General features: G+C 34.6%; 15 protein-coding genes. 8 read left to right on the plus strand and 7 right to left on the minus strand.

Features of this window, described 5'->3' with window-relative positions:
* The first annotated feature begins 91 nt into the window (after window positions 1-91).
* The 3 genes from EHC72_RS19100 (at window position 92) to dnaA (ending at window position 4,147) form a co-directional block, all read left to right on the plus strand.
* Window positions 92-622 carry a DUF7935 family protein gene (locus tag EHC72_RS19100; RefSeq protein WP_131539311.1) on the plus strand — a complete coding sequence of 177 codons (531 nt, stop codon included), beginning with the start codon at window positions 92-94 and terminating at the stop codon, window positions 620-622.
* 74 nt (window positions 623-696) lie between these two features.
* A complete protein-coding gene (locus tag EHC72_RS19105; RefSeq protein ID WP_131539312.1) occupies window positions 697-2,244 on the plus strand; it encodes an acyl-CoA mutase large subunit family protein in 1,548 nt (515 codons plus the stop codon).
* 472 nt (window positions 2,245-2,716) lie between these two features.
* A complete protein-coding gene (gene dnaA / locus EHC72_RS19110) occupies window positions 2,717-4,147 on the plus strand; it encodes a chromosomal replication initiator protein DnaA (protein WP_131539313.1) in 1,431 nt (476 codons plus the stop codon).
* A 92-nt stretch (window positions 4,148-4,239) separates the two neighbouring features.
* Here dnaA and EHC72_RS19115 read toward each other — a convergent pair whose 3' ends face one another.
* Window positions 4,240-4,956 (minus strand): LytR/AlgR family response regulator transcription factor, encoded by a 717-nt coding sequence (locus tag EHC72_RS19115; RefSeq protein ID WP_131539314.1) that lies wholly within the window; start codon window positions 4,954-4,956, stop codon window positions 4,240-4,242.
* Window positions 4,953-5,996 (minus strand): sensor histidine kinase, encoded by a 1,044-nt coding sequence (locus EHC72_RS19120; RefSeq protein WP_131539315.1) that lies wholly within the window; start codon window positions 5,994-5,996, stop codon window positions 4,953-4,955. Before EHC72_RS19120 ends, EHC72_RS19115 begins: the two co-directional genes overlap by 4 nt.
* A 211-nt stretch (window positions 5,997-6,207) precedes the next feature.
* On the opposite strand from EHC72_RS19120, the gene EHC72_RS19125 reads away from it, so the two are divergent.
* Entirely contained in the window at window positions 6,208-7,965 is a 1,758-nt protein-coding gene (locus EHC72_RS19125) for a S41 family peptidase (protein ID WP_131539316.1), read from the plus strand.
* 37 nt (window positions 7,966-8,002) lie between these two features.
* Window positions 8,003-9,073 carry a S41 family peptidase gene (locus EHC72_RS19130; RefSeq protein WP_131539317.1) on the plus strand — a complete coding sequence of 357 codons (1,071 nt, stop codon included), beginning with the start codon at window positions 8,003-8,005 and terminating at the stop codon, window positions 9,071-9,073.
* Here the strand turns inward: EHC72_RS19130 and EHC72_RS19135 are convergent, their stop codons facing one another.
* The 5 genes from EHC72_RS19135 to EHC72_RS19155 all read right to left on the minus strand — a co-directional run bounded on the left by EHC72_RS19135 (window position 9,074) and on the right by EHC72_RS19155 (window position 11,942).
* Window positions 9,074-9,616, minus strand: a complete 543-nt coding sequence (locus tag EHC72_RS19135; protein WP_131539318.1) for an NUDIX hydrolase — start codon at window positions 9,614-9,616, stop codon at window positions 9,074-9,076.
* Window positions 9,617-9,619: 3 nt separating this feature from the next.
* A complete protein-coding gene (locus EHC72_RS19140) occupies window positions 9,620-10,024 on the minus strand; it encodes a hypothetical protein (protein WP_131539319.1) in 405 nt (134 codons plus the stop codon).
* A gap of 35 nt (window positions 10,025-10,059) precedes the next feature.
* Window positions 10,060-10,833 carry a TPM domain-containing protein gene (locus EHC72_RS19145; RefSeq protein ID WP_131539320.1) on the minus strand — a complete coding sequence of 258 codons (774 nt, stop codon included), beginning with the start codon at window positions 10,831-10,833 and terminating at the stop codon, window positions 10,060-10,062.
* 3 nt (window positions 10,834-10,836) lie between these two features.
* On the minus strand, window positions 10,837-11,280 hold the full coding sequence (locus tag EHC72_RS19150) for a TPM domain-containing protein (RefSeq protein ID WP_131539321.1): 444 nt from the start codon (window positions 11,278-11,280) through the stop codon (window positions 10,837-10,839).
* Window positions 11,281-11,360: 80 nt separating this feature from the next.
* The gene (locus tag EHC72_RS19155; RefSeq protein ID WP_131539322.1) at window positions 11,361-11,942 is read right to left on the minus strand and encodes a LemA family protein; all 582 of its coding nucleotides are present in this window, start codon (window positions 11,940-11,942) and stop codon (window positions 11,361-11,363) included.
* 107 nt (window positions 11,943-12,049) lie between these two features.
* Between EHC72_RS19155 and EHC72_RS19160 the strand changes: the two genes are divergently transcribed.
* Genes EHC72_RS19160 through EHC72_RS19170 form a run of 3 tightly spaced genes read left to right on the plus strand, consistent with a single transcriptional unit; the run spans window position 12,050 to window position 14,454 of the window.
* Entirely contained in the window at window positions 12,050-13,591 is a 1,542-nt protein-coding gene (locus EHC72_RS19160; RefSeq protein WP_131539323.1) for an NAD(P)/FAD-dependent oxidoreductase, read from the plus strand.
* Between the two features lie 34 nt (window positions 13,592-13,625).
* Window positions 13,626-14,093 carry a DinB family protein gene (locus tag EHC72_RS19165; protein ID WP_131539324.1) on the plus strand — a complete coding sequence of 156 codons (468 nt, stop codon included), beginning with the start codon at window positions 13,626-13,628 and terminating at the stop codon, window positions 14,091-14,093.
* 1 nt (window position 14,094) lies between these two features.
* The gene (locus EHC72_RS19170) at window positions 14,095-14,454 is read left to right on the plus strand and encodes a CoA-binding protein (protein ID WP_131539325.1); all 360 of its coding nucleotides are present in this window, start codon (window positions 14,095-14,097) and stop codon (window positions 14,452-14,454) included.
* Window positions 14,455-14,906 lie beyond the last annotated feature (452 nt).

The following is a 14,906-nucleotide window of genomic DNA, read 5'->3' on the forward strand; positions in this document are numbered from 1 at the left end:
TTATTTAAATTTTAACTGATACAAATATAAATAATAATGCACATTTTTGCTTTTATGCGGGTGTTAAAATTACCGTAGTTAAACAATACCAATGAATATACAACAAATTGTAACCGATGTAGCTATTTTATTTGCTGGCATCTTTATCGCCTTTATGGCAGTTTATTATATCCTTAAGGCCGATATACAACGGTTTTTTAATCTTAAAACTCTAGAAATTAATAAAGAAGCCAGCGCTCATCTTTTACCATTAAGATTACAGGCTCACGAAAGATTAATCATTTTTACAGATCGAATAAACCCAGCTAATTTATTGGTTCGCCTACATCAGCAAGGTATTGGTTTAAGCGTACTACAAGCAGGAATTTTAAATGAAGTGCGATCCGAATATCAGCATAATATTACTCAACAGCTTTATGTAGATAGTATTACTTGGAATGTGGTGAGGAAACTTAAGGATGATACCATTGCTATGATTAACAATGCAGTGCAAGGCCTGCCAGCTGATGCAAATGGAATAGAGCTGAGTAAAGCAATATTAAATCATATGGCCTCGATTGATGAAAATCCATATGATTTAACCATAGAGTTGATTAAAAAAGACATTCAACGAATGTTTTAAGAACAGTAAATTTTTAAATCGTTTAATTGTATGTTTTTCAATTAGTCGTTTATAGCCAATAACCAAATATAAGTATGAGTGAGAATAAGCATACAACCACTTCTGGTATAGAAATTAAGGAATTATATACTACCGCCAGATCAATGGATGAGAAGCCAGGCGAATTTCCTTTTACCCGGGGGATACAAAAGGACATGTACAGAGGACGTTTGTGGACCATGCGGCAGTATGCGGGTTTTTCTACTGCGGAAGAATCAAACAAGCGTTATCATTATTTATTGGCGCAAGGTACAACCGGTCTTTCTGTGGCTTTTGATTTGCCAACACAAATTGGCTATGATTCTGATCATGAAATGGCCGATGGTGAAGTAGGAAAAGTTGGTGTAGCCATTGATTCATTAAAAGATATAGAGATTTTATTTGATGGCATTGAGCTAAAAAATATCACAACCTCAATGACGATCAATGCAACAGCATCAATTTTATTGGCGATGTATATTGCATTGGCTAAAAAACAAGGTGCAGATTTAAAGCAAATCTCTGGCACTATACAAAATGATATATTAAAGGAGTATGCCGCGAGGGGTACTTATATCTATCCGCCAAAACCATCCATGCGGTTAATTACCGATATTTTTGAGTATTGCAGTAAAGAGGTGCCAAAGTGGAATACCATTTCTATTTCGGGTTATCATATTAGAGAAGCAGGATCAACAGCGGTACAAGAACTCGCTTTTACCTTGGCAAATGGTAAAACCTATTTAAAAGCAGCGCTCGATAAAGGTTTGGATATTAACGTTTTCGCAAAGCGATTGTCCTTCTTTTTCAATTGCCACAATAACTTTTTTGAAGAGATTGCTAAGTTTAGGGCTGCCAGAAGAATGTGGGCAAAAATTACCAAAGACCTTGGCGCTACCGATATAAAAGCGCAAATGCTGCGTTTTCATACGCAAACCGGTGGGTCGACATTAACTGCACAACAACCTTTAAATAATGTAATTAGGGTAAGTAACCAAGCCATGGCAGCCGTTTTGGGTGGTACACAGTCTTTACATACCAATGGTTATGATGAAGCGCTTTCCTTGCCAACAGAGTCTGCGGCTAAGATTGCCTTGCGTACCCAACAAATTATAGGTTTTGAAAGTGGCGTAACGGATACAGTTGATCCTTTAGCGGGATCCTTTTTTGTGGAGAACCTAACTGATGAGGTAGAAGCAGCTGCCTGGTTATATATAGATAAGATAGATGCCATGGGTGGATCTGTTAATGCAATAGAAAGCGATTACATGCAAAATGAAATTTCTGGTGCAGCTTATCAATACCAAACCGAAGTAGAAAGTGGTGAAAGAGTTTTAGTGGGGGTAAATAAGTTTACACAAGAGGAGGAAGGGCTTACCGAGGTATTTAATATAGATGATTCTATCCGTAAACTGCAAACGGAAAAATTGGAGTATTTAAAAGCGAATAGAAATGCTGCAGAAGTTAAACTGGCTTTGGATAAATTAGCTCAAGCGGCCGAAACGAATGCTAACCTAATGCCGCTAATTATTGATGCCGTAGAAAAGTATGCCACACTGGGTGAGATTGCAGATGTACTTAGAGCAGTTTTTGGCGAATATTAAGGACAATAATAATACTTGAAAATCTAATAATCTCTTTCTAACTTATCATCGGTATGGAAATGAATCCACAGTGTATTTTTGAATAAACTGAACAACGCTATTTTCTGCAAATTCTTAATTTAAATAATAGCTTTGATATTCAGTGAGTTTGAGTTTTTTAGTTAAGAAATAGCAAAAAAAATGTCTACTAATGTGCATATGGCTTAGAATTTGCTTTCCAGCAGCCAGTTTATAACGATATAACGGAAATAGGGACAAAAGCCATCATGATGTGGAAAACCGATGTGGATAAATAGTTATCCACACTAAAAATTCAGGTTGAAGATGATAGATTGCTGCTTATGAAGATGTTACGAAATATTTGAAATTTTTGTTTAAAATGTTGATAATTTTCTCAATATTCGTAGTCCCGAAACGATCCATCTCGGATTACCGAATCGGCACTGTAAACCAATAAATTATAGAAATCGCAATGGAAAAAACTTGTACAGAAGTGTGGAAGAACTGTCTTCAAATTATTAAGGATAACATTCCGAACCAAAGTTTCAAAACTTGGTTCGAGCCAATAACAGCCCTTAAATTAGAAGGTAAGGTTTTAACCATTCAGGTACCGAGTTTATTCTTTTACGAATGGCTTGAAGAACACTACGTAGGATTATTACGTAAAACTGTAAAAAAACAACTTGGAGAAGATGGGCGCCTGGAATATAACATCGTTGTAGATAAATCATCTAACAGCGGTAATCCTTATACAACCAATATGCCATCTAACGGAAACGGAGCAGAAGCAAAGTCGCAATCAATGCCTATTCCAGTTTCTATTAACAAAGACATTAAAAATCCATTCATCATTCCTGGATTAAAAAAATTAAATGTAGACCCTCAATTAAACTCTAATTATACTTTTGATAATTACATAGAGGGCGATTGTAACCGTTTAGCTCGTTCAGCAGGTTATGCTGTAGCAGCAAAACCTGGTGGCACCTCATTTAACCCATTAATGATTTATGGTGGAGTAGGTTTGGGTAAAACCCACCTTGCACAAGCCATAGGAAATGAGATAAAAGCAACCATGCCTGATAAGCTGGTTATTTATGTAAGCTGTGAGAAATTTTGCCAACAGTTTGTGGATTCCCTGAAAAACAATACTATTAACGATTTCGTTAATTTTTATCAAGCAATGGATGTTATCATCATGGATGATGTACACAACTTTGCTGGTAAGGAAAAAACTCAGGATATTTTCTTCCACATCTTTAATCACTTACACCAATCTGGTAAACAAGTAATTCTTACATCAGATAAAGCACCAAAAGATTTAGCCGGTTTAGAAGAACGCTTGTTAAGCCGTTTTAAATGGGGACTTTCTGCTGATTTACAAATCCCTGATTTGGAAACTCGTATTGCCATTTTAAGAAAGAAAATGTATGCAGATGGTATTGAGTTACCTGGGGAAGTTGTAGAATATGTTGCCCACAATATTGATAACAACGTACGTGAACTAGAAGGTGCAATGGTTTCATTATTGGCGCAAGCTACCTTAAACAAAAAGGAAATTGATTTAAGCTTGGCTAAGCAAATGTTGAAAAACTTCATCAAGAATACTTCAAAAGAGATTTCGATGGAATACATTCAGAAATTGGTTTGCGAATATTTCGAAGTACCTGTTGATATGGTTAAATCTCAAACACGTAAGCGTGAGATTGTACAAGCCCGTCAAATTTCAATGTACTTATCAAAAAGCCATACTAAATCATCTTTAAAAACAATTGGAGCTTTCTTCGGTGGTCGCGATCACAGTACTGTAATCTACGCTTGCCAAACCGTTGAGGATTTAATTGATACCGATAAGAAATTTAAAGCTTACGTACACGATATTCAGAAAAAATTAAAAATGAGCTAAATATTTGCTCGTTTATATGAAAAGTCCCGGTGCAAATCGGGACTTTTTTTATGTTGTAATTTTATAGAAGCCCTTTTTGATAGGAATGTTTCTCAATTTTTCGCCTCAATTATATTATAAAACTCATCCTTGTAAACATCGCCAAGTGGAATAATGGCATCTCCAATGTAAATTCTACTCCGCTCAATACTTACTATTTTATTTACCGCAACGATATAAGATTTATGTACTCTTACAAACTGTTTTTTTGGAAGTTGTTCTTCGGTTTTTTTAATGTTTTGTAAAGACATAATTTTTTCAGTTTTGGTATGTATTGCAACATAATTTTGCATTCCCTCCACATATAAAATATCTTCAGTATTTATTTTAACAAGTTTGTATTCTGTTTTAACGAAGATAAAATCCTTTTCCTTCACAGTTGTGCTTACTTGCTCAACTTTAACCTGTGGTACAGAATCAAAATAATGCTGCGCTTTTTGAACGGCCTTGTAAAAACGTTCAAATGAAATTGGTTTGAGTAAATAATCTATCGCATCATTTTCAAAACCATCCAAAGCATATTCCGAATAAGCGGTGGTTAATACTACTTTACATTTTCCACTTACAATTTTCATAAATTGTACACCATTTAGCTGTGGCATTTGGATATCGAGAAAAACAAGATCTACATCATTTTTCATTACGTATTCAAGTGCTTCTAATGGATTTGTGCTACTGAAAACCAAACTTAAATCTGGCACTTTGCCAACGTAATCATTTAAAATATCAATAGCTAAAGGCTTATCATCAACAACAATGCAACGAATCATATCCAATCTAGTTTTAGGGTAACTGTAAAAGTATCATTTTCATCAGTAATTTTAAGTTGATGTTTATTTGGATAAATTAAAGCAAGTCTTCTTTGCACGTTTGCCAAACCAATGCCACCAGTCTTATCCTTTTGATCACCATTCTTTTTATTTACCACTTTAAAATCTAAATGACTGCTGGTAATTGAAACAATAATTTGAATTGGATTTTCGGAATCATTAATAACCCCATGCTTAAATGCGTTTTCAATAAAGTTGATTAAAATTAATGGAGCAATTTGCTGTTGAGTTAATGTTCCGGTAATTTCCAGATGAATATTAGTCATTCCCTTTTGCCCAATTTCAAATAATTCGATTACATTTTTAAGGTAACTAATTTCTTTTTCTATGGAAGCAAACTGGTCGTTACTTTCTTTGAGCATATAGCGTAACAAGGCCGATAGTTTTAAAACGGCTTCTGGTGCCTGCTTGGCCTGTTGGTAAGTAAGCGCATAAATATCATTCAAAGTATTAAACAGGAAATGTGGATTGATCTGCGATTTTAAGTAAGCCAATTCTGTTAAAGCCTGCTCTTTAGCTAGTTCCTGTTGCTTTTTCTGTGTTTCAAAAAAATCATTTACATAGCTAATGGCAATACTAAAGAAAATATACACATAGTTTTCGAACAATAAGGTTTGAAAGGAAAGCCAAAAAGTTAGCTTATCCACATACATGTAAGAATACCAACCGAATTTTTTAGGCAAGATGTAACCATAAATATATTGGTGGAGTGGAGAAAGCGCAGCAAAAAGTATAAAAACAAAAACAACGTACAGTATAATCCTCTTAGGCCTAATTAGCTTTGGAACGAGTAAAAGGTAGTTGATATAAAATACACAAAGCGGAAAAATTAGGGTAATTAATTTTACTGTTAAAATTCCAGAAACGCCAGAAAAGGAGAATTCCGTTATGTTATAGGTTTGGAAACCAAAAAGCAGCTCTTTAAGCCATAAAATTAGCCAATAGCCAATATGAAAATAAATAAAATGGGATCTTTTCATGGATAATTTTTTCTAAAAATAGTATAATCAACCAATAAGTACCTTCTGTAAAGTATCAATGCCCAAAATTTATACACCAAAAGTATTTATTTAAGGTTCAATTGTTTTTTGTGGCTTTTTGCCTTTTCATCAATAGAAAAAACCTCTTGGTCAATCGTAGTCTTTCGTGCTTCCTTTTAGTTTGCAGTTTTGGAAGAAATAAAATTATGTTATGAAAAGGATTATATACACGACGTTATTAAGTTTAAGCTTTTTTACAATAAATGCTCAAACCATTAGTGAAGCTGATAAATACTTAATTTTTATCAAAACCTGGAATTTTCTTAAATATTACCATCCAGCATTTGCTTCGGGTAAAATTAATGCAGATTCATTTTTTCTTGCTAAACAAAAGCTGGTGGAAAATATTAATACGCAACCGGCAATTAACCAAACGCTAATTAATACCATTAATGAAATCGGTTTATTAAGAGAAGATATTAAAACAGACGTTTCCATTAAAAATATCATCAAAATTAATCCTTTGCATAAATGGTATGTAGACAATAAAATTGTTAGTGATAATCTGAAAAGTCTATTGTTGCAAGTGTATAATAATCGCGATGTTAAAAATCATCATTACTTACCATTACTTAATTATAATACAGAAATTCCAAACGAAAAGATATACGATTTTGCCGCGTCAGAAAACCTTCCTGAGCCCATGAGGCTTTTGGCTTTGGCAAAACTACAAGGCGCTATAGATTATTTATACCCACACCATACTTTAATGAAGGAAAAATGGGATGTGGTGATGAAGAGAAATATTCCATTATTTAAAAAGTGTGCTTCCCGGAAGGATTACGAGATATTGATTTTGAAAATTGTTGCAAACCTAAACGATTCTCATGCTTATAATAGATTTTACTCGAGTTTAAAATTTAGAAGTGAAATTTTTAAAAACACATTTTATCCGCCGTTTGATTATAAAATTATTGATAATAAGATTTTAGTAACCAAAATTATATATCCTGAGCTTTGTGCTAAAGCTGGAATCGAGTTGGGAGATTGGATTACGGAAATTAATGGGGCATCCATTCCTTCCAGAATAGATACTTTAGGGAAATTACTTGGTGCTTCAAATAAAAATACTTTAATCTCGAAAATTAATTCTTTTCCCACCAATTTCATTTGGAGCGCAGATAATGCCACATTTAACTTAAAATTATTAAGAAATAACCACAGAAAACAAGTTTCAATAGATTTTTTAAACGTGAGAAATAAGGATGTTGCTGAGAAAATCAATAATTATTTAAAAAATAAATCTGAAGTTTCTGATTCATTAAAAGGGTTTATGCTCCTGAAAAATGATATTGCCTATTTTAACATTGATAAAATTATTCAACTATTCAAAAGTGATGATGAAAAAAGGGACAGTGAAATGGATTCAATTTTTAATCTGACAGTTAAACAAAAAGCTATAATTTTTGATATGCGAGGCTACCCACAGTGGTCTGGCTTTATTTATACCTATTTATATAAAAAATTTGGAAGGCCGGAGGATAGATTTGCTAAATATTATAAATCAAACTTAAACAACGTTGGTACTTTTGATTGGAATAATCTTCCGGCTACCTACCACAGCATCACTGTTACGCCCGAACAGTTTAAATATACGGGTAAGGTAATGATCATCGTGAATGCTCAAACACGAAGTTTATCCGAGTGGGAAACGATGGATCTACAGTCTATGTTTCCTAATGCCAAAACAATAGGTGAGCAAACTTCGGGGGCAGATGGAGATGAAAAATACATTAACATCCCAGGGAATTATCAGGTTCATTTTACTGGAAATGCAATTTATTATCCAGATGGTACATCAGCACAAGGGAAAGGAGTAAGAATAGATAAAATTATTCATCCAACTCCATCCGATATTCTTACCGGGAAAGATACTCTATTGGATTATGCTATAAAAGAAGTTCAATAGTTGACTTTATTTTTAATCAGATTTAAAAATTTAAACCATGAAAAAACAAATTCTATTCATAATACTAATTCTTGTAGGCATTTCTTCTATCGCTAAATCTAATTTCAATTTAAAGAAGAATGACGATAGCTTAAAAAATTATTTACAAACGGCTTTAAATTTGATGAAGAAGAGATCGGTAAATAGCCATAAAATTAACTGGAATCAAATTTATAGTGAAGCTTATCTTGCTGCTGCGGATTCAAAAACAATTAGGGATTTATATCCGGTGATCCTTGCATCACTTGGGAAATTAGGCGATAGCCATTCCAAATTTTTCCCGCCGGAAATGGTTAAAAGCTATCTTATGGGCTACAGAGCAACAGGACAACAATTTCCTGAAATAAAATCTGCATTTTTAAGAAACAAATACGCCTATATTTCTTTGCCGCAATTTTACAGCTATAATTTTGTTGAATGGAATGAGTTTGCCGATTCTTTTAGAAATAAAATAAAACAACTTGAAAAACAAAACCCAGTAGGATGGATTATAGATCTGAGAGATAACGATGGTGGAATGTTGGCCCCAATGTATGCTGCAATTGCTCCCTTTGTAAATCAAAACCAGGCAATTGGTTGGAAAGATGGTGCTGGAACAAATCATTTTATTGATTACCAAAAAGATAATTTTTATGAAGACCAGGAAATTGCACATACCTTTAAACTTGTTAACCGAAAAATTAAAATAAAAGATAAACCAATAGTTGTTTTAATAAATAGAAAAACAGCCAGTAGTGGCGAATTTGTTTCAGCTTTATTTGTAGGGCAAAAAAATGCAACTTTTATCGGTGTGCCAACAAATGGTTTAACGTCTTCCAATCAAGAACATAAATTAACTGACGGAGCTTTCATGGTACTTACAGAAGGGAATTTAATAGATAGAAACCGAAAAGAATATTCAAAAATGGGAGAGGGAATACAGCCTGATGTTAAAATTGAAAACTTAACAAATGATGCAATGTTGAACGATGAGATGTATTTAGAAAAAGCGATCGAAATATTAAATAAAAAAACAAGCCCCTTAAAACCAAAGGTTAAGGGGCTTTATTTTGTGTGGCCAAAATTGTAATTAACTCAATTCTGCCAATCCGTAATGCAAAGCTGCAACATGCAAAGCCTGGGCAATTTTATTGTCCTTTAACAATTGTTTTACTTCTTCAACTGTATATTCTTCCACATTTAAAATTTCGTGTTCATCCAAATGCTGATCGTGGGTTTTTACACCGCCAGTTAAAAAATAAGTAAAGGTTTTATTGGTAGATGTTGCCGGATTTGGATAAAGTTCTGCAATTTGTTTACAGGTTTTAAAAGTATATCCGGTTTCTTCCTGCAATTCACGTTTAATGGCAAATTCTGGTTTTTCATCTCCATCAATTACTCCACCAGGAACTTCTAATGAAATAATATCTGCTGCATGGCGGTATTGTCTTACTAAAATAACTTTTCCCTCTGCTGTAAGTGCAACTGCATTTACCCAGTTTGGATATTCTAAAACGTAGTAATCATCTTTAACTGCACCACCCTGTAGCTCACAAGTATCAACCCTTAATGTTGCCCACTTTTCTTTAACTAAATATTTTGAAGCGATTTTACGCCATTTTTCAATAATCATATATTAACTGTATTTTTCTAAAAAGCTTTTAATTTGCCTTTGTCTTGATAAACCTTCAAAAGATTGGATGTGGTGTTGTTTTTCAATAAACTGATAAAGTGCCAATAACTTTTGAGCAACGATTTGAGTTTCTTTTATGTTTTCGAAGTGATCGATGTGAGTATAAAAAAGCTTGCTTAATAACTCCAATTTATCTGCTGAGAACTCTTTTTCAATCAGGAACTTATGAAACTCATCATCACTAATTTCTAATAAATTCGAATACGAAAGTTCAAATTCCTCTTCCAGAGTACTGGAAAACAAAAAATCAGATTCTTCTTTTTTGCCTTCTAGTTTTAAGCCAATTATTCGGGCTAAAGCTTGAGCAAGTTTTTGAATTTCGGCAGTAACTAAATCTCTTTTATACATAAATTATTAACGCTTAAAATTGAATAAGGATTTTTTTACCAGCTGCCACTTGAGCCACCACCACCAAAGCTTCCTCCTCCAAAACCACCAAATCCACCGCCACCGCCGGATGAGCCTCCGCCTCCCCAGCCGCTACCACCGCCTCCACGACCACCGCTTCCAAAAAGCATAGCCCAGAATAATGCGTTGGATGCACCCCGACTGCCGATTACTTCACTATTACCACCACCACCTTTGCTGATTATTATGATAATTACAATGATAATTATGATTACCACAATAACACTCCCTGAACCCCCTTTGCCAGATGAAACCTTAGGGTTGTCGTTTTTATACTCGCCTTTAGTGTATTTTATAATAGAGGTAGTGCCATCATCTAAACCTTGAAAATAATTTCCAGCTTTAAAATTAGGTTTTATATCATTTTCTATAATGCGTTTTGCATAAACATCAGGTAAAGCACCTTCAACACCATATCCGGTTTGAATAGATATTTTACGATCGCCAACTGCAACAACGATCATTATGCCATTGTTCTTTCCATTTTGGCCAACGCCCCATTTACGACCAAGTTCAACCGCATATTCATTAATATCATAATCGCCAACAGATTTAATAATAGCAATGGCAATTTGAGTAGAAGATGAATCATCAAAAGCAACCAGTTTTTGTTCCAATTGCTGTTTCTGTCCCGGCGATAACACATTTGCGTAATCATTAACTAATGTTGATGGTTTCTCAGGGAAATCTTGTGCAAAAGCAAAGCAGAAAATTAAACTAAACAGCGATAAAAGAAGTAATTTTTTCATTGTTTAGTTATTATCCAGTTTATCCATATATACAATATCATTAGGTAACTCATTTATATCTCCCACTTGGTATGGAAAAAATAGAGCCAGTTTTTCACCTGCCAATGCCACGCCCGCAACAATACCATCGGCTAAATTACCAGTAGCAAAGTGCGCATTCATTGCAACTTTGGTAGTTTCCCAAAAATTATCAGGCACAACACGATTTATACCTGTATCGCCAATAATGGCAAATTTATGATCGGCGTGAGCCAAATAAATTAATACACCGTTGCGTTGCGCTGTTTTATCCATATCCAGCTTTGCGAAATAGTCTATCGCTTTTTCATAAGCATCACCCTCACAATGTTTATCTATTGCAATACGGATTTCGCCAGATGTTGCCTGCTCAGCATCAGCAATGGCTTTTGCTATTTTATCCTGTTCAATATCTGAAAATAAAGACATATCTTTCTTTTATAATGAAGTAAAAAGGGTAATGCACGTTTAATAAAACACGCATTACCCTTAATTTTTTTTGCTTAAAATTAAAATTCTACTTTCGGTGCATCTTTAGCAGTTGCATCAGCTTCAAAGTAACCTTTAGCTTTAAACCCGAACATACCAGCTGTTAAATTGGTAGGGAAAGATCTTATTTTACTATTGTATTCCTGTACAGCATCATTAAAATCTTTACGTGCAACAGTAATTCTGTTTTCGGTACTCTCTAATTGTGCAGATAAATCACTAAATTGTTGAGTTGCTTTTAATTCAGGATAGTTTTCGGTAATTGATAATAATTTACCTAGCGCCTGGCTTAACTGACCTTGAGCAGCTTGATATTTTTGAATGTTTTCTGGCGTTAACTCATCTGCCTTAACCGTCATTTGTGTTGCTTTAGCACGAGCCTCAACAACTGCAGTTAAAGTTCCTTGTTCAAATTTAGCTGCACCTTTTACAGTACTCACTAAGTTTGGAATTAAATCTGCCCTTCTTTGATATTGGGTTTGTACAGTTCCCCATTTAGATTTTACATTTTCATCAAGTTTAACCATGCTGTTGTATCCGCATGAACTTAGTGTGCTAACTGCAATCACGGCAGCTAAAATTCCAAAAACTAATTTTTTCATCTTTATGATATTTGTTTTATTTTCAAATTGAATTTAAGGTCAATTTACAAATTAGATTACAAAATCTGTACCTTTGTTACACTTCGGGATAAATACCTGACATTATTATGCAGAAAGAAATCGAAATTACTTTGCTCCCACATCAGGTTGAGCAATCAGAAGCAATCACTCAGAAACTTGCAGAATCTTTAAAACTGCCTTTAAATAGCATTAAAAGCTACGAAATCCTTAAAAGGTCTATTGATGCACGTTCCAGGAAAGTGATTTACCGTTTGCAAGTGAGGGCTTATATTGATGAAGAAAGAATTGCAGAAGATTATACCGTAAACTATCAAAATGTCAGTAATGGCAAGCCTGTAATTATTGTGGGCGCAGGTCCAGCTGGCTTATTTGCCGCACTTCAGTGTATAGAAAACGGTTTAAAACCCATCATTATCGAACGCGGTAAAGATGTAAAACAGCGCCGAAGAGATTTAGCAGCTATAAATAAACAAGGTTTAGTAAATACAGAATCCAATTATTGCTATGGCGAAGGTGGCGCAGGAACCTATTCAGATGGTAAACTATATACCAGATCCAATAAGCGTGGTGATATTAATAAAGTATTGCAGGTTTTTGTGAGCCACGGTGCCGAACAGGATATTTTGGTTGATGCCCGCCCACATATTGGTACCAATAAATTGCCACATATTATTACTTCTATAAAAGATACCATATTAAATGCAGGTGGCGAAGTGATGTTCGATACCCAAATGACAGATATATTGGTCGAATTTGGAAAAGTTAAAGGAATAGAAGTAAACTTCGAAGATAAATTATTTGCCGATCATATTATTTTAGCAACCGGGCATTCGGCCAGAGATGTATACGAGTTATTAAATCGAAAAAACATCTTAATAGAAGCTAAGCCCTTTGCATTAGGCGTTCGTATTGAGCATCCCCAAAATATTATAGATACTGCACAATACCATTGCGATACCCGTTCAGAATTTTTACCACCAGCCTATTATAGTTTGGTAGAGCAGGTAGGCGCTCGTGGCGTGTTTTCTTTTTGTATGTGCCCCGGTGGAATTATCGCCCCTTGCGCAACAGGAGAAAATGAAATTGTAGTTAATGGATGGTCGCCTTCAAAAAGGAACAATCCATATGCAAATTCCGGTACAGTTGTACAAGTAACTTTAAATGATGTACAAGGTTATGACCCGTTGCGGATGTTAAATTTTCAGTCAGAAATTGAAAAATTAGCTTTCGAAGCTGGCGGAGGTAACTTGGTTGCACCTGCACAACGAATGGTAGATTTTGTAAATAATAAGCTATCTATAGATTTACCAAAGAATTCATACCTCCCAGGCACAAAAAGTGTAATGCTGGATAATGTTTTGCCAGAGTTTGTATCCGAAAGTTTAAAAGCAGCGCTTCCATTATTTGGAAATAAAATTAGAGGTTATTACACCAATGAAGCTATTTTGGTTGGTGTAGAAAGCCGTACCTCATCACCAGTTCGTATTCCTCGAGATAAAGAGAGTTTTCAGCACCCACAAGTTTCTGGTTTATACCCATGTGCCGAAGGAGCTGGCTATGCCGGTGGTATTGTTTCAGCCGCCATTGATGGAATTAATTGTGCCAACGCTATATTATCAACAATATAAACAAACATTATATTAACCCAATTGTTCTTTCAGTATGTTTAATATTACGGCTGAATTAAGGAAAGCATATAATGGTGATGCATGGCACGGTAGCCATATTATGCAAATATTAAATCAGGTAAAACCTGAAAACGCATTCAAATATTTCATTGTTGATGCACACTCTATCGCCGAAATTACTTTACATTTAACCAGTTGGACAGAAGAAGTATCGGCCAGACTACTTAATAAGATAGCTTCAGAACCTGCCCTTGGCGATTGGCCAATAGCTCAAAATAAAACTATTCAAGGCTGGGAGAAGATTATTTTTGATTTCAAAATAGCCAATGAAGAACTAATTCGCATTTGCGATTCTATTAAAGATCAGGATTGGCATGAGTGGGTAAAGTCAGAAAGTAATCCCGCATTAGGCAAAGGGATAGATAAAATAGAATTATTAAATGGCTTAGTTCAACATCACGCTTATCACGCAGGACAAATTGCAATACTTTCAAAATTTTAAAATGAAAAAAACATTAATTATAGGCGCATCGCCAGATCCTACCCGTTACGCTTACAAAGCTGCACACATGTTGAAGCGTTTTAATCACGATTTCGTAAACGTAGGAATTAAAAAAGGAGAAGTCGCAGGTGTAGAAATTGAAAAGCCAGAAGAAATTCATCAAGATATAGATACGATAACCTTATATATTGGCCCCGCTTTGCAAGCACAATACCACGATTATATTTTAGCAACAAAGCCAAAACGTGTAATCTTCAATCCAGGCACAGAAAACTATGAGCTTGAAAAACTTTTAGATCAACATAATATAGAACCTGTAGAAGCGTGCACGCTGGTTTTATTAACCACTGGACAATATTAAAATCTATTTTTTTGGAAATCAAGTTTGGGTGGTACTATTAAAGTTTAGTCCCGCCCACCATTTCAAATCCATTCCCGATAAAAATCGGGATACGGGTTTTCCATTCAGGTCGGGTTTATGTAACATAGATTGATGACCAAAACTCAAAATCCTATCCTTTCTAAAACCTATTAATTAGGTATAACCACTTCATTTCTTTTTACAAAACCGCTTGAAACACTTATAAGGGATTAAAGTTTGGGATTATGATTTATTTTTTAAGGTTGAAAACCATGCTGTTAGGTTGTTTGGGTGAAATAAAGGGTTGGTTAGTTTTGCTGTTTTAGATAATTTTTCTACTTTTGCAACCCGCTTCGGAGGAAGAGGAAAAGAGGGTGAGTGGTTGAAAAGAGAGAGCGATAATTATTTTCAAATAAAAGTTGCGATTGAATAAAAGATTGCTACCTTTGCAG

Origin of the sequence: Pedobacter nototheniae (assembly GCF_004335085.1) — a bacterium.
Taxonomy (GTDB): domain Bacteria; phylum Bacteroidota; class Bacteroidia; order Sphingobacteriales; family Sphingobacteriaceae; genus Pedobacter; species Pedobacter nototheniae.